The 22,590-nt window shown below is 45.7% G+C and carries 20 protein-coding genes and 1 other RNA gene; 16 read left to right on the top strand and 5 right to left on the bottom strand.

Translation table 11 applies throughout. The annotated features are described in order from the left end of the window. Positions 1-6: 6 nt before the first annotated feature. From ACXAC1_RS15100 to yegD, 3 genes are all read left to right on the top strand, one after another. Positions 7-1,182: an ATP phosphoribosyltransferase regulatory subunit gene (locus tag ACXAC1_RS15100; RefSeq protein ID WP_475062514.1), complete on the top strand. Its 1,176-nt coding sequence runs from the start codon at positions 7-9 to the stop codon at positions 1,180-1,182. Between the two features lie 41 nt (positions 1,183-1,223). After that, complete coding sequence (locus ACXAC1_RS15105; RefSeq protein ID WP_475062516.1) at positions 1,224-2,522, top strand: adenylosuccinate synthase; 1,299 nt, start codon at positions 1,224-1,226, stop codon at positions 2,520-2,522. A 357-nt stretch (positions 2,523-2,879) separates the two neighbouring features. Beyond that, complete coding sequence (gene yegD, locus ACXAC1_RS15110; RefSeq protein WP_475062518.1) at positions 2,880-4,241, top strand: molecular chaperone; 1,362 nt, start codon at positions 2,880-2,882, stop codon at positions 4,239-4,241. A gap of 30 nt (positions 4,242-4,271) precedes the next feature. Here the strand turns inward: yegD and ACXAC1_RS15115 are convergent, their stop codons facing one another. From ACXAC1_RS15115 to ACXAC1_RS15135, 5 genes are all read right to left on the bottom strand, one after another. After that, positions 4,272-4,676, bottom strand: coding sequence for a DUF2069 domain-containing protein (locus ACXAC1_RS15115; RefSeq protein ID WP_475062520.1), 405 nt, complete (start codon positions 4,674-4,676; stop codon positions 4,272-4,274). Between the two features lie 99 nt (positions 4,677-4,775). Continuing rightward, complete coding sequence (gene wrbA, locus ACXAC1_RS15120) at positions 4,776-5,378, bottom strand: NAD(P)H:quinone oxidoreductase (RefSeq protein ID WP_133559352.1); 603 nt, start codon at positions 5,376-5,378, stop codon at positions 4,776-4,778. Next, complete coding sequence (gene arsC, locus ACXAC1_RS15125) at positions 5,375-5,722, bottom strand: arsenate reductase (glutaredoxin) (protein WP_475062521.1); 348 nt, start codon at positions 5,720-5,722, stop codon at positions 5,375-5,377. The genes wrbA and arsC overlap by 4 nt, the downstream gene beginning before the upstream one ends. Before the next feature lie 93 nt (positions 5,723-5,815). Further along, positions 5,816-7,543: a proline--tRNA ligase gene (locus ACXAC1_RS15130; RefSeq protein ID WP_475062523.1), complete on the bottom strand. Its 1,728-nt coding sequence runs from the start codon at positions 7,541-7,543 to the stop codon at positions 5,816-5,818. A 33-nt stretch (positions 7,544-7,576) separates the two neighbouring features. After that, the gene (locus ACXAC1_RS15135; protein ID WP_475062524.1) at positions 7,577-8,446 is read right to left on the bottom strand and encodes an SMP-30/gluconolactonase/LRE family protein; all 870 of its coding nucleotides are present in this window, start codon (positions 8,444-8,446) and stop codon (positions 7,577-7,579) included. A gap of 85 nt (positions 8,447-8,531) precedes the next feature. Between ACXAC1_RS15135 and ACXAC1_RS15140 the strand changes: the two genes are divergently transcribed. From ACXAC1_RS15140 to mraY, 13 genes are all read left to right on the top strand, one after another. Further along, positions 8,532-8,960, top strand: coding sequence for an HIT domain-containing protein (locus ACXAC1_RS15140; protein WP_475062526.1), 429 nt, complete (start codon positions 8,532-8,534; stop codon positions 8,958-8,960). A 79-nt stretch (positions 8,961-9,039) separates the two neighbouring features. Further along, entirely contained in the window at positions 9,040-10,725 is a 1,686-nt protein-coding gene (locus ACXAC1_RS15145) for a DUF2786 domain-containing protein (RefSeq protein WP_475062528.1), read from the top strand. Between the two features lie 186 nt (positions 10,726-10,911). Then, positions 10,912-12,429: a fumarate hydratase gene (locus ACXAC1_RS15150; protein WP_475062530.1), complete on the top strand. Its 1,518-nt coding sequence runs from the start codon at positions 10,912-10,914 to the stop codon at positions 12,427-12,429. 177 nt (positions 12,430-12,606) lie between these two features. Further along, positions 12,607-13,302, top strand: coding sequence for a response regulator transcription factor (locus ACXAC1_RS15155; RefSeq protein ID WP_475062531.1), 696 nt, complete (start codon positions 12,607-12,609; stop codon positions 13,300-13,302). Positions 13,303-13,328: 26 nt separating this feature from the next. Then, a complete protein-coding gene (locus tag ACXAC1_RS15160) occupies positions 13,329-14,651 on the top strand; it encodes a HAMP domain-containing sensor histidine kinase (protein WP_475062533.1) in 1,323 nt (440 codons plus the stop codon). Positions 14,652-14,713: 62 nt separating this feature from the next. After that, positions 14,714-15,065, top strand: an RNA gene (gene rnpB / locus ACXAC1_RS15165) — RNase P RNA component class A. Positions 15,066-15,228: 163 nt separating this feature from the next. Beyond that, a complete protein-coding gene (gene mraZ / locus ACXAC1_RS15170; protein WP_133559361.1) occupies positions 15,229-15,684 on the top strand; it encodes a division/cell wall cluster transcriptional repressor MraZ in 456 nt (151 codons plus the stop codon). Further along, positions 15,681-16,619, top strand: coding sequence for a 16S rRNA (cytosine(1402)-N(4))-methyltransferase RsmH (gene rsmH / locus ACXAC1_RS15175; RefSeq protein ID WP_475062535.1), 939 nt, complete (start codon positions 15,681-15,683; stop codon positions 16,617-16,619). Before mraZ ends, rsmH begins: the two co-directional genes overlap by 4 nt. Continuing rightward, positions 16,612-16,890 carry a cell division protein FtsL gene (gene ftsL, locus ACXAC1_RS15180; RefSeq protein WP_475062537.1) on the top strand — a complete coding sequence of 93 codons (279 nt, stop codon included), beginning with the start codon at positions 16,612-16,614 and terminating at the stop codon, positions 16,888-16,890. The genes rsmH and ftsL overlap by 8 nt, the downstream gene beginning before the upstream one ends. Continuing rightward, complete coding sequence (locus ACXAC1_RS15185) at positions 16,887-18,674, top strand: peptidoglycan D,D-transpeptidase FtsI family protein (protein ID WP_475062539.1); 1,788 nt, start codon at positions 16,887-16,889, stop codon at positions 18,672-18,674. Before ftsL ends, ACXAC1_RS15185 begins: the two co-directional genes overlap by 4 nt. A 1-nt stretch (position 18,675) precedes the next feature. Continuing rightward, entirely contained in the window at positions 18,676-20,139 is a 1,464-nt protein-coding gene (locus tag ACXAC1_RS15190; RefSeq protein ID WP_475062541.1) for a UDP-N-acetylmuramoyl-L-alanyl-D-glutamate--2,6-diaminopimelate ligase, read from the top strand. After that, complete coding sequence (locus ACXAC1_RS15195; protein ID WP_475062542.1) at positions 20,129-21,490, top strand: UDP-N-acetylmuramoyl-tripeptide--D-alanyl-D-alanine ligase; 1,362 nt, start codon at positions 20,129-20,131, stop codon at positions 21,488-21,490. Before ACXAC1_RS15190 ends, ACXAC1_RS15195 begins: the two co-directional genes overlap by 11 nt. Before the next feature lie 14 nt (positions 21,491-21,504). Further along, on the top strand, positions 21,505-22,587 hold the full coding sequence (mraY, locus tag ACXAC1_RS15200) for a phospho-N-acetylmuramoyl-pentapeptide-transferase (RefSeq protein ID WP_133559366.1): 1,083 nt from the start codon (positions 21,505-21,507) through the stop codon (positions 22,585-22,587). Positions 22,588-22,590: the final 3 nt, after the last annotated feature.

Genomic DNA, 22,590 nt, shown 5'->3' on the forward strand with positions numbered 1-22,590 from the left:
AGTTTAATGACACTAGCAGATCGCTGGTTGCTTCCAGATGGGGTTGATGAGGCTCTGCCAAAACAGGCTGCCAAAATTGAACACCTTAGAAGAACCCTGCTAAACCTACATGAAAGTTGGGGTTACCAATTGGTCATTCCACCTCTCATCGAGTACCTAGATTCTTTACTTATCGGTGCAGGTTCAGACCTTGAGATCGAAACGTTTAAAGTTATCGATCAACTAACCGGACGTCTTATGGGGATCCGGGCCGACTTCACATCTCAAGTAGCTCGTATTGATGCTCACTGCCTTAAAAATGATGGTGTTGAGCGACTAAGCTATTGTGGTAGCGTGTTACGCACAACGCCAGCAGGTCTCGACGGCACTCGCAGCCCCATTCAACTGGGTGCTGAGCTCTATGGTCACAGCGGTATTGAAAGTGACTTAGAGATTCTTTCTCTTATGCTGGATACCTTAACTCAAGCAGGTCTGAGTAAGCTCGTGTTAGATGTTGGCCATATTGATGTCGTGCGCGGAGTTATGGCGGCATCTGGGCTGACTAGCGAACAGGAAACGAAGATTGCTGCCTTATATCGTGCCAAAGGTTTGCCTGAGTTAGAGGTATACTTATCAACACAAAGTATTGATGCTCAAGCTAAGCAATGGTTGCTGGCGTTACCTCGCTTGTGTGGTGGGGTTGAAGTGTTAGTCAAAGCAGAGTCTATCTTAGCGGATGTGAGTGAATCAGTTTCTGACGCATTGGCTCAAATTCGTGCTGTGGCTGACGTAGTGGCGACGCGCTTTAGTGCGGTTGGCTTGCACTTTGACTTGTCTGATATGGAATCATACAGCTATCACACAGGTTTGGTGTTTGCGGCTTACGTACCAGGACATGGAAACGCTGTCGCTCGTGGCGGTCGTTACAACTACATCGGTGAAGTGTTTGGTCGTTCACGTCCAGCAACAGGTTTTAGTACTGATGTGAAAACACTTGTGTCTTTAGTGGATGTGGTTGTTGAAGATCGCTCTAGTGTTCTAGCGCCAGCAACGCACAATGACGCACTTTGGCAAAAAATTAAGTCCCTGCGTGCAGAGGGCTATCGTGTGATCCAGCAATTAGATCAAGACACGAATGCATCAGATTTTGATTTCCAGTTGATTGCCAAAGGTGATGACTGGGAATTAGTGAAAGTTAATTAATCGAATTTCGGTTTAGAACAATCTTAAGCGAGACCATAAAAATGGGTAAGAACGTTGTTATTCTAGGCACTCAATGGGGTGACGAAGGTAAAGGTAAGGTCGTAGACCTTCTAACAGAAGATGTTGCTGCAGTAGTGCGCTTCCAAGGCGGTCACAATGCCGGCCACACTTTGGTTATCGATGGCAAGAAAACCGTTTTGCACTTGATCCCTTCTGGCATTCTTCGTGACGGTGTTCAGTGTATCATCGGTAACGGTGTTGTACTGTCTCCTGCTGCATTGCAAAAAGAAGTTAAAGAGCTTGAAGAGCAAGGTGTGCCAGCCGTTGAGCGTTTGAAAGTCAGCCCAGCGTGTCCTTTGATCCTGCCATACCACATTGCAATGGATCAGGCTCGTGAGATCGCGAAAGGCGACAAGAAAATTGGTACAACTGGTCGTGGTATTGGCCCTGCGTATGAAGATAAAGTGGCTCGTCGTGCGATCCGTGTAGCAGATATCCTAGATAAAGAGCGTTTTGCTGAAAAGCTTAAAGAAGTATTGGCATACTACAACTTCATGCTAGAAAGCTTCTACAAAGTAGAGCCAGTGTCATTTGACGAAGTGTACGAAGAAGGTCTGAAGATGGCTGAATTCCTTCGCCCAATGGTGGCTGACACGATTACTCTTCTGCATGACTTGCGTAAAGCAGGTAAGAACATCATGTTTGAGGGCGCTCAAGGTTCTCTACTTGATGTTGACCACGGTACATACCCGTACGTAACGTCTTCAAACACAACTGCTGGTGGTGCGCCAGCAGGTACTGGTTTTGGTCCTCTGTATCTAGATTATGTACTAGGTATTACGAAAGCGTATACAACACGTGTTGGTGCGGGTCCATTCCCAACGGAGCTTGATTGTGAAAACGGTCAGCGCCTTGGTGAGCGTGGCCACGAATTTGGTGCGACGACAGGTCGTCAGCGTCGTTGTGGTTGGTTCGATGCCATGGTTCTTCGCCATGCGGTACAAATCAACTCAATCTCTGGTATCTGTCTAACAAAACTAGATGTGCTGGATGGCTTTGAAACAATCAAAGTGTGTGTTGGCTACCAAAATGCTAACGGTGAATCTGTTTCAGGCTCGTTGGTTGATAGTGAAGGCTACGAACAAGCTACTCCAGTTTACGAAGAGCTTCCAGGCTGGTCTGAGTCTACTGTTGGTGCGCCAAACTTTGAAGCGCTACCAGCTAATGCTCAGGCTTACATCAAGTTCATCGAAGAGAAAATCGGTGTGCCAGTAGATATTATTTCTACAGGTCCAGACCGTAACGAGACAATTGTTCTACGTGACCCATTCAAAGCGTAATAACGATTTGATTTTTAAAAAAAACCGAGACAGTGTCTCGGTTTTTTTATACACAAATCTAATGCATTGATTTTAGTGGTCCGGAGTTAAGCATAATAGATTTATGCTCACAATCTAATTTGAAACAATCCACTTCTCTTATAACTGTTTTGCTTCTTTTCTCAATATCTTCCTCAATTATGTCATCACAAAACGTGACACGATTTCGTCCATTTTATCTACTGTAATAAAGTACCTAAGCAGCCTTCATCAGCCATTTAGGTGGGATGCCAATAGGAAATACCCATTTTTAACTTATGTTTGACTTTTACTTATGCTAGAGTCCGCGCCCCAGTTTTTGATCAGATAGGTTGTTTTGTGCATTGCGGTTTTGATTACGGTACCTCGAATTGTGCTCTCGGAATTTTGAAAGAAGGTAGGCCTGCTTTAGCTAGGCTAGAAGGGGAGCATTGCTATTTGCCCTCGACTGTTTACGCCATGAGTCGTGATTTGATTAGTGAAGCGGTAGCAAAAGGGTTGCCTGAACATTTTAAATCAGAATTTATTGAAAGCCGCCGTGGGATTCTGAGTCGTGCTCGTAGGTTTCGTGTAGAGGAAGATTATGGTGCTGATGATCAGGTGCTATTTTTTGGTCGCGAAGCTTTCTTAGAATACTATCAATTTCCAGAAGACGGCTATTTTGTTAAATCGCCTAAGTCCTTCTTAGGCGGCTCTGGATTAAGGTCTGAGCATATTGCTTTCTTCGAAGATATCGTCACGCTGATGATGCAAAATGTGAAGGAGGCATCAGAGCGTAGTTTGGGAGTTGATTTACGGCACACTGTGATTGGTCGTCCTGTGAACTTCCAAGGAATCAATGCCGAGGAAAGCAATCAACAGGCGTTAGATATTCTGTCGATTGCAGCGCGTCGAGCGGGATTTGAGAGTGTTGAATTTCAGTTTGAGCCAATTGCTGCAGGGTTGGATTTTGAGTGTAACCTAGATAAAGATCAGACGGTATTGGTTGTGGACATAGGTGGTGGTACAAGCGATTGCGCCATGGTTCGAATGGGGCCAAGTTATCGTGATCGATTAGATCGAACTGAGGATTTTCTTTCGTATACAGGTGAGCGTGTCGGTGGTAACGATTTAGATATTCAGTTAGCTGGACGTCAGATTATGCCTTTGTTTGGTATGGGGGCGGAGCTGAAGACCGGTTTGCCTATGCCAACACAGCTTTATTGGAATGCGGTCACCACAAATGATGTCACAGCGCAGTCGACTTTTAATAGTCTTGAAACGAAACAGCAAATGGATCAATTGCGCTTAGATATGGTTCTACCTACTTTGATGGATCGCTTCAAAACCATGCGTGAACATAAGCACAATTTCCACATTGTCAAAGATGCTGAAGAATCCAAGATTAAGCTTTCAGAGCAAGAGAAAGTGAGTGTGGATTTAAGTTACATTGAAGATATGTTGAGCTTAGAGATTGACAGAGAGCAATTTGCTCAATCGATCATTCACCCTGTCGAGAAAATGGTGACGCTGATGTTGGATGCTATAGAGCAAGCAGGTGAAAAGCCTGATGTGATCTATATGACGGGTGGCTCGGCCAAATCACCAGTGGTTCAGGCGGCAGTGAGAGAGCACATCGGCAATATCCCTTTGCTTGATGGTGACCACTTCGGTAGTGTTGCCAGTGGTTTAACCGTTTGGGCGGACCGTATATTCCGTTAGCGGTTCTCCTTAAAGTCTGTCATAAAGGGGTTAGGTCACAGGTAGTTCACTTAATCCCTTCCAGCGCGCGTACAACATTCCAAGGCAAAACAAACCAGCCCCAAGCAAGGCTTCGCTCATGCCGATAGGCCAAAGTGTAGGGTGAAACCAATGTGTCACTCCAGCAGTGAAGTAGAATAAACTGATGAAACAGATGCCGATGGCACCTTTGTAGCTGCCATTGAGATTGCCCCAAAGTGATAAAGATAGTGGTAATAAGACTGCGCTTAATAAAAGCAGAGGGTGTTGTAGTTCAATCTCAGACAAAACAAGATGCCACCAGATCAAAACGAGCATTAGACCAATATGATTCAATATCAGGATAGGGCGATAAGAGCGGCATAGTCCCTGATAGTGCTGCTGTTCGGATGCGGAGATTGAAAATCGTTTTGCCATGGCTTAGTTCAATGCTTATTCAATAATTGAGCGAGCTATAATACTTTCTAATAGCTCGCCTTGTATTGATTTAGGTCGTATTGAGTGTGGTGAAATGACTTAGCGTTTCTTTAGCTTAATGGCCAATTCGGCAATGCGTTGGCCTTGAGCTTCACACAATGCAATTTCTTCGTCACTTAGGCCAGTGTATTGGGTGTGGGGAGCAAAATGAGTCACACCATAAGGTGTACCGCCTGTAGCCGTGTGTATCAGGTCTTTGTTTTTATAAGGGAGTCCAGCCCAAATCATACCGTGATGAAGTAGTGGGATCATCATGGATTGAATGGTCATCTCATGGCCGCCGTGCATGGTGCTTGCGCTGGCGAAACCACAGGCAGGCTTGTCCGCTAATTGGCCGCTCATCCATATAGGGCTCGTCTGATCGAGCATCAATTTTACGGGTGCCGCCATGCTGCCAAAATAAGAAGGGGAGCCAATGGCTAGGCCATCGCACGCCGCAAAATCCTCAACCTCGCAGTACGGATAGCCATCTTCTGGCAGTGCGGGGCTCGTTTGCTCATGGCTAAATGAGGCTTCGGGCAGTTGGCGAATGACGGCATGAGCATTAGGTACTTTTTGTACGCCACGAGCAATGTGTTTAGCCATGGCGGCTACAGAGCCATGGCGAGAGTAAAACACAACCAGAATATTGGCTTGGCTCATGAGAATAGCTCAAGTACGGATTCTGGCGGGCGACCAATTTTCGCTTTGTCATTATGAATAACGATTGGGCGCTCAATTAGCTTCGGGTTTGCTACCATGGCTTCAATCAATGCGTCTTCATTGGACTCTGACTTAAGGTCTAATTCTTTGTAGATGTCTTCTTTAGTGCGCATAAGCTCACGAGCTGATGTCATACCAAGTTGAGTAAGTAGAGTTTTGATTGCGTCGTTCGATGGTGGGGTTTGTAGGTACAAAACCACTTCTGGTGAAATGCCTTCATGTTCAAGAAGGGCTAAGGTTTCACGGGACTTTGAGCAGCGCGGATTATGGTAAATTGTTGTCATGTTGACCTCAGTAAAGGCTTAAGTTTTGTCTTAGCTGTGGATCAGATAAGGCGGCAAGCCTAGTTGTTTTAGCTTGCCGCCTTTGATTTGAGCTTACGTCAATTTTTCTAGTAAGAAAGCCACGACGTCAGCGACGGCAATGTCTTCGCCGTCACCAGTATCACGGCTCTTGTATTCAAGAGTGCCTTCTTTCAAGCCGCGATCACCTACGACAATGCGATGCGGAATGCCAAGCAATTCACAGTCTGCAAACTTAACGCCAGGGCGTTCTTTACGGTCATCAAGGATGACATCAATGCCTTGTGCAAGCAGTGAGTTATAAAGCTCATCACAAGCCTCTTTCACAAACTCAGACTTCTCGTAGTTCATGCCTACAATAGCCACTTCAAACGGTGCGATGGCCAGTGGCCACTTGATGCCTTTGTCGTCAAAGTTTTGCTCGATAGCCGCCGCGACAATACGAGAAACGCCGATGCCGTAACAACCCATATGCATGATTTGAGCTTTGCCGTTTTCATCCAGCACCGTTGCTTTCATTGCTTCAGAGTAGGTTTGGCCAAGTTGGAAGATGTGGCCTACTTCGATACCACGCTTAATAACAATAGTACCTTGACCATCAGGGGATGGGTCGCCTTCAACCACGTTACGGATATCAGCCACTTCAAAGTCATCACAATCACGGCCCCAGTTTAGGCCAGTGAAGTGGTAGTCGTCTTTATTCGCGCCGGCACAGAAATCAGAAATCACAGCAGCGGAACGATCGACCACGACTTTTACGCCTGCTTCTTTTAAGCCGCGAGGTCCGATAGAGCCAGGTTGACAGCCAATCTTGGCAACAATATCTGCTTCGGAAGCAAATTCGAATGGCACAACAGCGCCCTTTAGTTTTTCTACTTTGATTTCGTTAATAGTGTGATCACCGCGAAGAACCAATGCAATAATCGTGCTTTCACCTTCTTCATCAACACCTTTGATAAGCATGGTTTTAACCGTCTTCTCAACAGGTAGTTTCAAAAATTCAGCGACAGCTGCAATGGTTTTGCAGTTTGGTGTATACACTTGTTCGATTTCTTGAGTGGCTGCATCGGGCGTTGATTTCAGGCTAACGGCTTCAGCAAGTTCTACGTTCGCGGCAAAGTCTGACGTATCGCTAAATGCGATATCATCTTCGCCTGAATCCGCTAAAACATGGAATTCATGTGAGTAAGCGCCACCAATAGAGCCTGTATCCGCGCGAACTGGACGGTAATCAAGGCCAATGCGATCGAATACGTTGCAGTATGCTTGGTGCATAATGTCGTAAGTTGATTGCAAGCACTCTTGAGTAGCGTGGAACGTGTAGGCGTCTTTCATGACAAATTCACGTGAGCGCATCACACCAAAACGAGGGCGTACCTCATCACGGAATTTGGTCTGGATTTGGAAAACGTTTAGCGGCAACTGTTTGTAGCTTGTTAGCTCGTTGCGAGCGATGTCCGTGATAACTTCTTCGTGAGTTGGGCCAAGGCAATAATCGCGATCGTGGCGATCTTTCATGCGAAGCAGCTCTGGGCCGTATTTCTGCCAGCGTCCAGTTTCTTGCCATAACTCCGCCGGCTGTACACCAGGCATGATGACTTCAAGTGAGCCTGCTTTTAGCATTTCTTCACGAACGATGTTCTCGATCTTGCGAAACACTTTCACGCCAGTGGGTAGCCAAGTGTATAGGCCTTTAGATACTTGGCGGATCATGCCCGCACGGATCATTAGCTGGTGGCTCGCGACGACCGCATCAGATGGGGCGTCACGAAGAGTAGAAAAAAGATAGTTGCTTGCGCGCATAATATGTCGTCTTTCTAAAAATAAGTGATGAAATTAACCCGCAAAGCGGAATTCAATTTGGCCTTCATTTTCAACATCTAAGGCGAAGATGCCGCCGGCTTGAGGGAATTGCTCAAGTTCTGCGTCTGTTTGTGCTGCTCGGCAAGTAGATACAAATAATGTCTTCATATCTTCACCGCCAAAAGCCACCATCGTTGGGTACGTCGCAGGCAGCGGGTATTCTGCTAGGATTTGACCCTCAGGACTGATTTTTACTACACGTTGGCCTTGGTAAAGTGCCGACCAGTAGTTGCCGTCTGCATCAACAGCTGCGCCATCTGGGCGTCCATTGCCACGAGGAAACTCGATAAAAGTGCGCTTATTAGTCGCTTCACCAGTTGTTACATCATAATCAAATTTGTAAACGATGTGGTTTGGTGTATCTGAGTAATACATGGTTTTTTGATCTGGTGAAAAAGCTAGGCCGTTAGATGTCCATGCTGCTTGATCCAGTATGCGTTGTTGGCCTTTTTCAAACTGATATAAACCGCCTAGGAAGGCATCTTTAGGGGAGTACATTGTGCCGGCTAAAAAACGGCCTGCAGGGTCGCATCGGCCATCGTTGAAGCGCGTGGTTTTTTGATCGTAGTCCGCTTGCCAGTATGACACTAGTGGCGCGTTAAAGTCTGCGAATGTGTAGACACCTGATCGAAACGCGGCGATGAATCCGCCGTTGTTGGCCAATGAAAAGCAGCCGATTTCTTCTTCGAATCTACGAACTGAATGGTCACCAGATTGAGTGTTGTAAGCGTGTAATTCAAAGGAATCGATGTCAACAAAGTAAAGAGTCTGAGTTTGTTCATCCCAGCGAGGGCACTCTGCGAGTTTGGCTTGTGCGTCTAGGACACAACGCATTTCCGTCATGGGAACTCCAAGTCGTAGGGTAAGATTAAAAATAGAATGCTATAGTGCTTATGTAAGGCCATAAAGTAAATAGGAAGTCGGTTACATGTTTGAATTAGATGCCGTTTTGCGGAAAGATTCTGTTCTGATTGGTGATCTTAAGCTTTGCCAGGTTAGGCTTATAAATAATTGCAATGCCCCATGGGTGATCTTAGTGCCTAAAAGAGCCTATGTTGAGGAAATTCATCAGTTAGATCATGGCGATCGCACTCAGTTGATGGCAGAAAGTTGCCTAATAGCGGAAACAATGCAGGATCTTTTTTCCCCTGATAAATTGAATGTTGCCGCCATTGGCAACAAGGTTCGTCAATTGCATCTTCATCACGTGGCTCGTTTTGAGGCTGATGAGTGCTGGCCAGAGCCTGTTTGGGGTAAAATATCGTCGAACCACTATTCTGATCAAGAATTGGCCGATATTTTGCAAAAGTTTAAACGATTGCTTGGTGATGAGCTTATCGAGCCATGTAATGGCTAAGTAAGATAGTGTCAGAATAGGCTTGTTCAAACTCTTCATGGTTGGCATCGCATCCATACAACATTAGGACATTCGAAGTATGAGTATTAGACGAAGAAAAAAAGCAGTGAATAAGGTAGTAAAGCTACTAAATTTAGCGACGTCGACTAATTCTAGTGAATCCGCAATGGCGTTGCGTCATGCGGAATCCATCATTCTTCAAAACGGACTATCCCAAGGGGATATTCCTATGTATCAATTATGCGATAGAACGATGCTGTTCAAAGTAAGCTGGAATGGCCAGCCTCGCCATACAAAGGTAGAGAAGCCAACAGCGACTTCTGAATCCTTTGCTCAACGTCGCTTTAGTGAGAAACCAGCGGATGCAAGTCGAGCTTATGCGGGGGCAAAAACTATCTTAGACGATATAGACGACGCAGCTGAAGATTTACCGACGGCAGAGCAAACAGAAGTTTTTACTTCTGAGTTTCGCGACACTGCTAGCGAAGATGTTTCAGAAGTGTCTTCAACTGAACCTGAAGCTGAGCCAGCAGAAGATATGGCTGAATCTGAAGAGTATGTTGAAATGGAACTTGATCTTGAGAATGAAGATTTGGCGGTTGATGCATCTGTTGACCAAGATGTGGATCAGCAAGTAGATATTGAAGAGGCATTTTCTGAACCTCTTAGAGAAGAAAAAGTGTTCACTCATGATAATGTGATTAATGCAGCGAATGCCTTTAGGCCGACTGGAGAGCAGTTTAAAGAAACTCTTCGTAACCAATATGCGTCAAGTAATCCTGAAGTGCCTTTTGAGGAAGATGCTTATTGGGCAAAAGTGCATGGCTTGCTAATGGATTTCGATGAATCCGAAATTTTGGTTGAGATGGACGGGTTGGAAGGACAGCTTACGTTGGCTCAAGAAGCGCTTAAAGCGAAACGTAGCGAGCGAGCTGCCGTTGAGCAGGAAGAGCTAAAGGAAAGAACAGAGCGGGCGCGCATTGAACAAAGCTTCGAAGAAGCCATTGAGCGTGCGTTTCAAGCAAGGGCGCGTGCCTACGAAGCGTGGGAGTCAAAAAGAGCGCAGATGCGAATGGATTCTATGCGCGCCGAGCAAGATGCTCAGCAAGGCTTTTCCGAGCTGTCTGAGCGTTTAACAGCATGCAAGGAGCAGTATTCCCAGCATTTGCAGTTAAAAGAGGATTACCGTGCAGCGAAAATTATGCATGAGCTTCGTCGCCACCTTGCATTGGCAGCCAAAGGCGATGAGCAAGCCGTTCAATCCTATGACACGGTGATTGCAATTATGTCAGAGAGTGAGCTTTCGCTTAGAGACCTTGAGTTCTCGGATATACGTAACAAAAGCCTATTTATACGACTGTTAGAGCGAGAAGCGGCCCAGATTTCAGATGTGCATGATCGTGAAATGTACACAGAGGAAATGCTGGATAAGTTTCTAATGGCAAGCCGACAATCGCAGCCATCCAAAGCATCTGAAAACCCTATTGAAAGGGTTGAGCGACTTTTAAAAAGTATTGAGGGTGTAGGGCACTTTGAAAGTCAAAAGGTGATCGAGCAGGTGCTTGCTTTAATGGAGTCTCACCAAGTTAGTGTTCGAGATCTCGATTATGGCTGCATCAATAAATACTCAGTGTTTATTTGTTTGATAAATTGGGAAGCAGAACAAATCCACTCTTTGTCAGAGCGCGAGAAGTTCACTTCATCAATTTTAGAAGAGTACGTTCAATATTCTGTTACGAATCCGCGCTCATCACAAAAAGCTTAATTGCAAATAAGACGCTTTTTCATGAAGCCCATATGCTAGCGCTGCTGTCATATGGGCTTTTTTTGTATTGATACCGTGAATGTACGGTATATTTAGTGAAAATTTTGCTTTTGCCTTTCAAAGCTAGTTCGCTTCTTTTAACATTCTGCTTCCACATAAAAATATAATACTCAGCAGGAGAGTCGCATGAGCATTATCAAAGAAGATGACCTGATTAGCAGTGTGGCAGATGCCCTTCAGTTTATCTCTTATTACCACCCTCTAGACTTTGTAAAAGCCGTTCACGAAGCTTACGAGCGTGAAGAAAGCCAAGCCGCTAAAGATTCCATGGCCCAGATCCTTATCAACTCGCGTATGTGTGCGGAAGGTAAGCGCCCAATCTGTCAGGATACGGGTATCGTAACGGTATTTGTTAAAGTTGGTATGAATGTTCAGTGGGAAAGCTCTATGAGCGTAACTGACATGATTAATGAAGGTGTGCGTCGTGCTTACCTTCACCCAGATAACGTTTTGCGTGCCTCAATTCTTGATGATCCTGCTGGTGCTCGTAAAAACACCAAAGACAACACACCAGCGGTGATTCATATGGAAGTTGTTCCAGGTGACACTGTTGAAGTGCATGTTGCAGCTAAGGGTGGCGGTTCTGAGAACAAGTCTAAGCTTGCGATGCTGAATCCATCTGATTCTATTGTTGAATGGGTTAAGAAAACGGTGCCAACAATGGGGGCGGGCTGGTGTCCACCAGGTATGTTGGGTATAGGTATCGGTGGTACTGCAGAGAAAGCCATGGTGATGGCAAAAGAATCTCTAATGGAACCAATCGATATTCACGAACTGAAAGCTCGTGGCCCACAAAACCGTGTTGAAGAGCTTCGTTTAGAAATTTTTGAAGCGGTAAACAACTTAGGAATCGGTGCACAAGGCCTTGGTGGTCTAACAACGGTTCTTGATGTGAAAATCATGGACTACCCAACGCACGCAGCCTCTTTGCCTGTGGCAATGATCCCTAACTGTGCGGCAACTCGTCATGCGCACTTTGTTCTAGATGGTTCTGGTCCTGCTGATCTTGTACCACCATCATTGGATGATTGGCCGGATATTACTTGGGAAGTAGGTGAAAGCGTTCGTCGAGTTAACCTGGATGACATTACTCCTGAGGCGGTTAAGGAGTGGAAGCCAGGCGAAACGGTTTTACTTAATGGTAAAATGTTAACTGGTCGTGATGCAGCCCATAAGAAAATGGTTGAAATGATGGCCAATGGTGAAGAGTTGCCGGTGGACCTAAAAGGCCGTTTCATTTACTACGTAGGTCCAGTGGACCCTGTGCGTGATGAGGCTGTTGGCCCTGCAGGCCCGACTACGTCGACTCGTATGGATAAGTTCACGCATACTATGCTTGAAAAGACAGGCCTGCTTGGCATGATCGGTAAGGCTGAGCGTGGACCTGTTGCGATTGAAGCGATCAAAGAGTTCGGTGCAGTTTACTTGATGGCTGTGGGAGGTGCTGCTTACCTAGTTTCTAAAGCGATCAAGAAGGCAGAAGTTGTTGCATTCCCTGAATTGGGCATGGAGGCGATCTACGAGTTTGATGTCGTAGATATGCCGGTAACCGTTGCCGTGGATGCGTCTGGTACATCAGTTCACTTGACTGGTCCAGCCGAATGGAAAGCAAAAATTGAAGCGCAAGTTGTTGAAGTGAAATAACTTTCTGTTTCTCTCTTAATAAGCGCCCCATGAATTGATTTTTGCGGGGCGCTTTTTTATGTCAATGTGTCAGTCCCATAGCAAAAACTGTCAGTTCTTTGAAAAGAGGGGTTTAATTGTTCACTTACTACCATACTATTGAATAGTCAAACGACTTTACATTTATAAGGGTTGAATATGGTTAAGTTACTATTAGCGGATGATGATGCGCGCTTGTCGGATTTGGTTAAAGATTATTTTGATGGTGAGGGATATCACGTAACGCATGCGTGGAATGGGCAGGAGGCACTTGATTATATGGAGCAAGAGCGGCCTGACATTGTTATCCTTGATGTCATGATGCCTGTTCTTGATGGGTTTGAAACTCTAAAGCAGATTCGTAATAAGTGTTCTATCCCTGTCATCATGCTAACCGCTAAGGGTGATGATATCGACCGAATTCTTGGTCTTGAGATGGGGGCTGATGATTATCTATCTAAGCCGTTTAATCCGCGCGAATTGTTGGCACGTATCAAGGCGATCTTGCGCCGCGCGTCTCAAGAAAAAGAAGATGATCCTATGTCTGATTTGGTATTGTCAGACTTGTTGTTGAGGCGTCGTGATCGGACCGTATTCTTGCATGATGAGCTGGTAGAATTGACCACCTCAGAGTATGCGCTTTTGGAATGTATGATGCTTGTTCCTGGTCAGGTTATGACGAAACAAGAGCTTTCTGAAAAGGCGCTTGGCAGAAAGTTGGCCATGTACGACCGAAGCTTAGATATGCATATTAGTAATTTGAGAAAAAAAGTTGGTAGTTTTGACAATGATGAGCCTCGCATAAAAACTGTTCGTGGTGTGGGATATATATTTGTAGATGGAGCTGATGGCTAGCGTTTTTACGCTGGCTACCTGAAGGTATGAAAAATACATTTTTGCGTGTTTTCTTAGTTGTTCTTTTTTCTAACATGGTAGTGGTTGCAATAGGGTTAGGGGTTGTAAACTTTTTAAATGATAAAGATCAGGTGTCGGCTGACATTCTTGGGGATGTTGGGGTTGATCTGGTCTCGATTTATGAAAAAAGTGGTGCAAGTGAGCTTCAAGCTCAGGCACGAATCTATGAGCAACAGCTTCAGGGTAGCATTTATATCTATCAGGAGAATGGTCTGCCGTTACTAAGACCATTGCCAAGAAACTTCAAAGAGCAGGCTTCTGTTGAAGGGAGCGCTGAATCAGATTCTGCTCAGGCCGCAGCTGATGCGAGACGCAGCCAATTCATACAAGTTATTGGTGCTAGTAATACGCAGTATCTACTGGTTTTTAGGCCACAGGATCGAAGTGATACCGTAAGTCCGTGGATGATTTCTTTGTTGTCTTTGCTTGGCTTGTTAGTTTCGAGTGCCATTTTGGCTTATTGGCTACTGGGGCCATTGTTAAAGCTTCAGAAAATCACTCGTTCATTTGGTCAGGGGGATATGGGGGCTCGGGTGGACTCTCGTCTGGTTAAACGTAATGATGCGATTGGTAATCTCGCTCGTGAGTTTAATGAAATGGCAGGTCGTTTGGAGACACTTTTAAGTTCCAAGGAGCGTCTTTTGAGAGATGTTTCACACGAATTGAGGACGCCTCTTGCGCGCATCGAAGTGGCTTTGACTATTGCTGAGGATAAGCAAGGTCAGTCTGCCCAACAGAATTATTTTGAAAGAATACGTGCCGAGCTTCACGAGTTAGATGAGTTGATTGGACAAGTTTTAATGCTTTCTAGATTAGAAGCTGCGTCTATGCAAAAAGAGTCAATGAATTTGCAGCAATGGTTGAAAGATATTGTCGATGATGTTCAGTTCGAGTCTCAGCTTCGAGGTATAGCGATTACTAAAACAGGTGTGGCTCCAAAAACACTCTATGGTGACCCTGTTCAATTACGTCATTCATTAGAAAATGTGCTGAGAAATGCATGTTTTTATTCTGGTGATGGGGGAGCGGTAGAAGTTAATGTAACAGAGGTTAATCGAAGAGCGATTATTGCAATAAAAGACAGTGGTCCTGGTGTGGCGGATGAAATGCTCGAAAAGATATTTCATGCTTTTTTTCGGTCGTCTTCAGCTAGGGAAGCCAATAGTGGCGGGTTTGGTGTTGGCTTAACCATTGCGAAGCGTATTGTTCAGGCACATAATGGTGAGATCCAAGCTTTTAATCGGCCAGAAGGCGGCTTAGAAGTAAGGATTTGTTTGCCAATCTCATAAAAATACGCAAAAAACGATATTTTTGTTGCATTTCATCTGTCGCCCTGTAGTATGCCCCACCGCAAGTTGGCCAGACAGTCGCCGCTTTAACGTTGTTAAAGGGGAGGAAAGTCCGGGCTTCGCAGGGTGAAGTGCCAGGTAACGCCTGGGGGGCGAGAGCCTACGGAAAGTGCAGCAGAAAATATACCGCCTAAGCAGTTTACTGCCGGTAAGGTTGAAATGGTGCGGTAAGAGCGCACCGCGCGACTGGCAACAGTTCGTGGCATGGTAAACCCCACTTGAAGCAAGACCAAATAGGAACTCATTGGTGTGACCCGCACTGAGTTCGGGTAGGTTGCTTGAGCTGTGCAGCAATGTACAGCCTAGATGAATGACTGTCCACGACAGAACCCGGCTTATCGGCCAACTTGCTCCCTCTCTCCTCGACAAACTCCTTTCAATCTTAAAGATTTCGTAAGTTTTCCCTTAGAGGCACAACAAGAATTCGCATTTTGCGAATTTTTTTTTGTATTTTTTTAACTAATACTAAAATTAGTGTTAAATTGTGGGGGAAAGTGTCGATAAGTGGGATATGGGCATGTTTAGAGGTATTCATCAGGTGAGTGTGGACGCAAAAGGGCGATTGTCTCTTCCTGCGCGCTTACGTGATGAATTTCTTCAGTACGAGGATGCTGGTGTTGTTGTGACAATTGACCCTATGTCGCGATGTTTGTTGCTGTACCCGCTTTCAGAGTGGGAGCAGATACAAGAGAAGCTCGATCGCTTGCCTTCATTTCAGCCGCAGGCAAGGCGTCTTCAAAGGTTGCTAGTTGGTCATGCAACCGACCTTGAGATAGACAGTGCAGGGCGCTTGCTCTTGCCTGCACCATTGAGAGAATTTGCCAAGATACAACGTAAATCCACGTTGCTTGGGCAAGGAAAAAAACTGGAAATCTGGGGCTTGGAAGAGTGGGAATCGCAACGCGAAGAGTACTTGTCTGAAGTCTCCTTAGAAAATTTAGAAATTGATACGTTAATGGATATCTCATTATGACAGATACAACACCTGAACATATTAGCGTCATGCTGAATGAGTCGGTCGACATGCTAGTGACCGATGAGGCGGGGATTTACGTGGATGGCACCTTCGGTCGTGGTGGTCATACCCGCTTGGTGTTGTCTCGTTTGACCACTGGCAAAATGCTTGGTTTCGATAAAGATCCAGTCGCTATCGGGCACGGAAAGGCACTAGAGCAAGAGGATGATCGATTTACCATTGTTCAAGATAGCTTTGCCAACATGGCGGAACATATTCCGCAAGTCTTTGGTGCTGACAAAGTCGATGGCGTGATGATGGATCTAGGAGTGTCATCACCACAATTAGACGACGCTTCACGCGGTTTTAGCTTTATGAATGATGGCCCACTGGATATGCGCATGAACCCTGACGCAGGCATAAGCGCGGCTCAGTGGATTGCTGTCGCGCCGGAGAAAGAAATAGCAGATGTCATGTATCAGTACGGTGAAGAGCGTTTCTCTCGTCGAATTGCGCGTGCCATTGTCGAGTTTCGCTCGCACACACCCATTACAACCACTAAACAGCTAGCCAAGATCGTTGCAGAAGCTCACCCAGCTTGGGAAAAAGGCAAAAATCCTGCTACGCGAGCGTTTCAAGGAATTCGCATTCATATCAACAACGAGCTTGGTGATTTAGAAAAAGGGTTAGAGGCTGCTGCCAATGCGCTCAAGGTGGGCGGGCGCTTGGTGGTTATTAGCTTCCATTCTCTTGAAGATCGCATTGTGAAGCAATTCATGAAAAAGCAATGCAAAGGGCCGGACTTGCCGCGCCATTTACCTATCCAGAATGCGCACATGAATATTCACTTTAAAACGGTTGGTAAGGCGATCAAGCCATCGAAAGGTGAAGTGAGTGACAACGTTCGCTCTCGCAGTGCAGTGCTTCGGATTATGGAGCGAATCAGTGAGTAATGATTTGGCTAAGCCGCTTAGTTTTCTACTAAGTCTGGTATTGCTAGGCGTGCTCGCGATAGTTCTTGTTGTTCAAGTTTATGATTTTCGTAGGGACTTTGCATACCTGCAGAAGCTAAAAAAAGACGAAGTGAATTATGAGGTGGTTTGGGGGCAGTTGCTGCTAGAGCAAAGTGCGTTAACCCAACCTAGTCGATTAGAACAGGCTGCTGTGAGAGAGCTGAAAATGCATGCTCCGGGCCCCGAAGAATTGGTCATTGTGAAACCATGAACTCAGACGATAAACAATACTCACCCAGCAAGATAAGATTATACGTTGTCTATGCCATCGCGTTTGCTTTGTTTTCTGTAGCGGCAGGGCGTCTATTTTATCTGACGGTTTTGGATAAAGAGTTTTTACAGAATCAAGGGGAAATGCGTGCGGTAAGGACGGAGTCAATTCCTGCCACTCGTGGCATGATTCTGGATCGCAATGGTGAGCCATTAGCTGTTAGCACACCGACTTGGACGGTTATTGCTAATCCGCGTGATTTATGGGGGCTAGCGGAAGACCCTGAAAATCTATCTAAGCCTGCTTCTGAGCGTAAAACACCAGAAAAAGAGATTGCCAGATTAGCAGAAGCTATGGGGGTGGGGTCTGCACTTCTGAAAGAGCGTTTTGAGATCAACCGTAATAAAGGCTTTATGTATCTAAAGCGTCAGGTGCCGCCACATGAGGCTGAGGCGATCTTAGATGCGAAAGTGGTTGGTGTGACGAAGATCAAAGAGTACAAACGCTTCTACCCGGCTGGAGAAGTGACCGCTCAAGTAGTAGGTTTCACTAATATTGACGATAAAGGCCAAGAGGGTTTGGAGTTGGCCTATGATCAGTCATTACAGGGTACGCCCGGTAAAATCTCGTATATGAAAGATTTGAAAGGCAATATTATTCGCACCCTTGGACAAGAGGTGCCTGAGCGTGCAGGAGAGAATATTGAATTAAGTATCGATATGCGTCTGCAATACTTGGCATATCGTGAGCTTAAAGCGGTTGTGACAGAGCAGCGTGCGACGTCAGCATCTGCGGTTATACTTGATGTTCGAACGGGGGAAATTCTTGCGATGGTGAATCAGCCATCCTTTAACCCTAATGACCGCTCTAATTTGGAGCCTGAAGAGCTACGCAATCGTGCTGTGATTGACTTGTTTGAACCCGGTTCTACTATGAAGCCTTTTTCTATTACAGCTGCGCTTCGTTCCGGTCAATATTCAACAGAATCCGTTATTGATACCAGCCCTGGCTACATGAAGTTTGGACGCTACACAATCCGTGACTTCCGTAACTACGGCAAAATTAATTTAGAAACCGTATTGGTTAAGTCGAGCAACGTTGGAACATCGCACATTGCTCTATCTTTACCTCAGGACACCATCTGGAATATGTTCTACGAGCTAGGCATTGGTTCGCCTGTAGGGTTAGGATTTCCTGGTGAGGCCACCGGTAAGCTACCTATGCATCCAAAATGGCACCCATCGGAAATCGCTACGTTGTCCTATGGTTATGGTTTGTCCCTTTCTACTTTGCAGCTTGCACAAGCGTATATGACTTTAGCGAATCATGGCTATAAAGTACCCGTTACAATTTTTAAACAGGATATTCCTCCACAAGGTGAGCAGATCGTGCCAGCTAATATAGCTCAAGATGTGGTAAAAATGCTGCAGGCTGTTGTAACTGAGGGGTCAGGTAAAAAAGCCCAGATCCCTGGCTACAATGTGGCGGGTAAAACCGGAACTGTACACAAAGTTGGTGCTGGTGGTTATGAATACGATCAGTATATTTCCCTGTTTGCTGGTATGGCGCCCGCAACTAATCCGCGTTTAGCAATGGTAGTGATGGTTAATGATCCTAAAGGCCGACAATACTATGGTGGTGAGGTTTCTGCTCCAGTATTTTCCCGTGTTATGGAAGGGGCCTTAACAACGCTAAATGTTCCGCCGGATCGTCCTGAAGGGCTTCGTGAAGTACGCTTAGACGATACGGCAAAAACACCATATCGAATCGTACAAGGAAACTAACATGTTTACCCTTGAGCAGCTTTTAGAGTGGTTAAGTCTCGAAAACTGTTGGAAAAATGAGCATATTGAGTATCGGTCCTTAGAGACCGATTCTCGTTTAGTGGGGGGCGACTCAGTCTTTATCGCCTTGCCTGGGGTGGCCAGCAATGGTTGGGACTATCTAGATCAAGTTGCAGCGAAAGGTTGCTCTGTCGCCATATTACCTAGAGGCTTAAATCTTAACCACGACGATCTTAAACTCCTAGAAGTTGACGATATTGAGCTGCAATTAGCTCTGCTTGTGAGAGAAGTTTACGGGGCGCCACCTAAGCACATTATTGCTGTGACCGGCACAAATGGTAAATCCAGTATTTGCTACTACATTGCGCAGCTTGCGCAAGCGGCAGGTTTCTCTAGTGCGATGATTGGCACTTTTGGCATTGGTCCAATCAATCAATTGCAAGAAGCCAAGCAAACGACACCAGATCTCCTTACTTTACACAAGCTTTTGTCTAGCTTTGCGGCGCAAGGTGTTGAATTGGTTGCTTTTGAAGCTTCATCACATGCGCTTGATCAAAAGCGTTTGGCTGGTGTTCCTGTGTCAACAGCCGTTTTCTCAAACCTTACGCGTGATCACCTTGATTATCATGGCTCAATGGAGTCTTATGCTCTCGCAAAACGACGCTTGTTTGAATTTGACTCCTTAACCTACGCCATCGTCTGCGCTGATTCGGATTACGCCGATTTTATGCTTGAAACATGCCACGCTAAGGCGTGGCGTTATTCTGCTCAAAGTAAGACGAATACTGACTTTTTTGTGGTGGATAAAGCCTTTCGTCAGGATGGTTTGGAGTTAAGCATTCAAGTACATGACAAACAGTATACGGTGTCATTACCGTTACTTGGTGATTTCAATGTACAAAATGCCTTGGCCGCATTAGCAGCAGTGGAAAGTATTGCGGCGGATGTCGATAAAGTTGTGCCAGCCATGATGCATTTAAAAGGTGCGCCAGGGCGAATGGAGCCTTGCAAGCGTAGCGGTGCACCATTGGTAATTGTGGATTATGCCCATACTTCGGATGCACTCGAAGTGGCGCTTAAAGCGGTGCATGAGCATGTTGCTGGAAAGTTAGTGTGTGTATTTGGTTGCGGTGGTGATCGAGACAAAGGAAAGCGCCCGATGATGTTGCAGGTGTCTCAGCAGTTTGCCGATAAAGTTTACCTTACATCGGATAATCCTCGCTCAGAGTCTCCAACGGCCATTATTGATGATGCGATGTGTGCTTTTGATGAACAGCTTGCTGAAGTGGTGGTCGAGCCTGATCGCCAACGCGCTATTGAGTCAGCTATCGCATCCGCAAGTTCTGAAGACATTGTGCTGATCGCTGGTAAAGGCCATGAAACGTATCAAGAGATTAAGGGTGTCAGACAGCATTTTGACGACCGAGAGGAGGCGCTGAAAGCGCTTAGCAAGTATGTTAATTAACCTTACCTTATCTGATATTGCAACCATTGTTAGCGGTCGTCTCATTGGTGATGATGCCGTTGTTTCAGAGGTCTCAACAGATTCTCGTGATGATTTGTGCGACAAGCTTTTCGTTGCTTTAGTGGGAGAGCGCTTCAATGGAAACGAGTTCGCAAGTCTTGCTATAGCGCAGGGCGCCACTGCGGTTTTAGTCAGTGAGGAAGTTGACGTCAAGCCTCGTATCCATGTGGCCGATACCGCACAAGCATACCGGGCTATAGCAAGACATATTCGAAGGGCATTTCAGCATCCAGTAGTGGCGATTACTGGAAGTAATGGTAAGACGAGTGTGAAAGACTGGTTATCACAGGCGCTCTCTACGGATGCAATCACACTCAAAACTCAAAGTAATTTAAATAATCAGATTGGCGTGCCTAAAACATTGTTGGGGTTGGCTGCTGACCACCAGTATGCAGTGATTGAGGCTGGTACGAGTTTCCCAGGTGAGATTGAAATACTGGGCAATACGATAGAAGCCGATGTGGTGGTTTTAACCAATGCAAGTGGCGGCCATCTTCAGGGTTTTGGTTCCATCCAAGGGATTGCGGTAGAGAAAGGTAAGCTTATCGAAACGGCTCGGCCTAGCGCATCGGTTGTATTGAATGCTGATGATTCCTCCTATTCATACTGGTTAGGGTTGTTGGCTGAAAGAAGTTTGCTGAGCTTTTCGTTTCATGATCATGAGGCGACGTTGTTTGCCAAAGATATGCAGGAAACGGTGGGTGGCTCACAAACTACTCTGATTTACCAAGATGAGAGCTTTCAGTTGAAGCTAGACCGACCTGGGAAACATCATGTAGCGAATGCTATGGCGGTTGCATTGGCTATGGTGGCCTTAGGGTTTGAGTTTGAACGGATCATTAATAGCTTAAAGCATCCTGAACAGGTGCCAGGGCGAATGGAGCTGGTTCCTACAAAAAGTGAAGCTGTTGTCATTAATGATTGTTACAATGCTAGCCCTAAATCCGTTGAAGCGGCGATCGATGTTTTATCCTTGTATAAACAGCATACAAAATGGATGGTTCTTGGTGCGCTAGGGGAATTGGGTGATCAAGAAATTGCAATTCATGAGGCGCTGGGTAAGTACGCTGCCAAAGCGGGTGTAGATCGATTGGTAACCATCGGTCCGGTTGCAAAGTTTGCAGCGGAAGGGTTTTCAAACAACATAAAGTCTGAACAGCAGCTTTATGCTTGTCATAGTAAAAACGAAGCGTTAGAGCTTCTCTCTACGCTTGATGCTGAACATGTCATTTTGGTTAAGGGGTCTCGCTCTGCCAAGATGGAAGATATTGTAAACGCTCTAAAAATTTAGGAATTGGCATAACCATGCTACTGCTATTAACGGCTTATCTTAGCAAATACTTTACGTTTTTTACCGTCTTTAACTACCTATCGTTGCGAGCGATCCTAGGTGTGTTGACGGCATTGTTTATTTCTTTACTGATTGGCGGCAAAGTGATCCGTTTGCTGCAGCGTTTACAGATTGGACAGGCGGTGCGTGATGATGGGCCGCAATCTCATTTGAGCAAAGCTGGAACCCCGACCATGGGTGGGGTAATGATTCTGTTTTCGATCGCCATTAGTACGTTACTGTGGGGTGACCTGACTAACCCATATGTTTGGGTGACTTTGCTGACAATGATTGCCTTTGGTGCCGTGGGCTGGGTAGATGACTATCGTAAAGTGGTAGAGAAAAATTCTCGAGGTTTGCCCGCGAAATGGAAGTACTTCTGGCAGAGTGTGTTTGGCTTATCCGCAGCTATTTATCTGTATTCAATCGCTTCAACACCTGCTGAGACAGAGTTGCTTATTCCTCTATTCAAAGATGCAGCCATTCCTCTGGGGATATTCTTTGTTGTATTTACCTATTTTGTCATTGTCGGCACGAGTAACGCGGTTAATTTAACAGATGGCTTAGATGGTTTGGCAATACTGCCGACAGTTTTGGTCGGTGGTGCGTTGGGATTATTTGCTTACTTAACAGGTAACATTAAATTCGCGGAATACTTGTTGATTCCTTATGTGCATGGAACAGGTGAGTTGATTGTATTCTGTGCGGCATTAGTTGGTGCTGGATTGGGCTTTTTGTGGTTCAACACATACCCTGCTCAAGTGTTTATGGGTGATGTGGGGGCGTTGGCGCTGGGTGCTGCGTTAGGTGTGATTGCAGTGATCGTTCGTCAGGAACTGGTTTTATTTATCATGGGAGGCGTGTTTGTAATGGAAACGGTCTCTGTGATACTGCAAGTCGCATCTTATAAGCTAACCAAACGCCGAATTTTCCGTATGGCCCCGATACACCATCACTTTGAGTTAAAAGGTTGGGCGGAGCCGAAGGTCATTGTGCGTTTCTGGATTATTACCGTCTGCCTTGTCTTGGTTGGACTGGCAACGTTGAAGGTGAGGTAGTCT

The organism is Marinomonas sp. AWM4_232 (genome assembly GCF_056158325.1).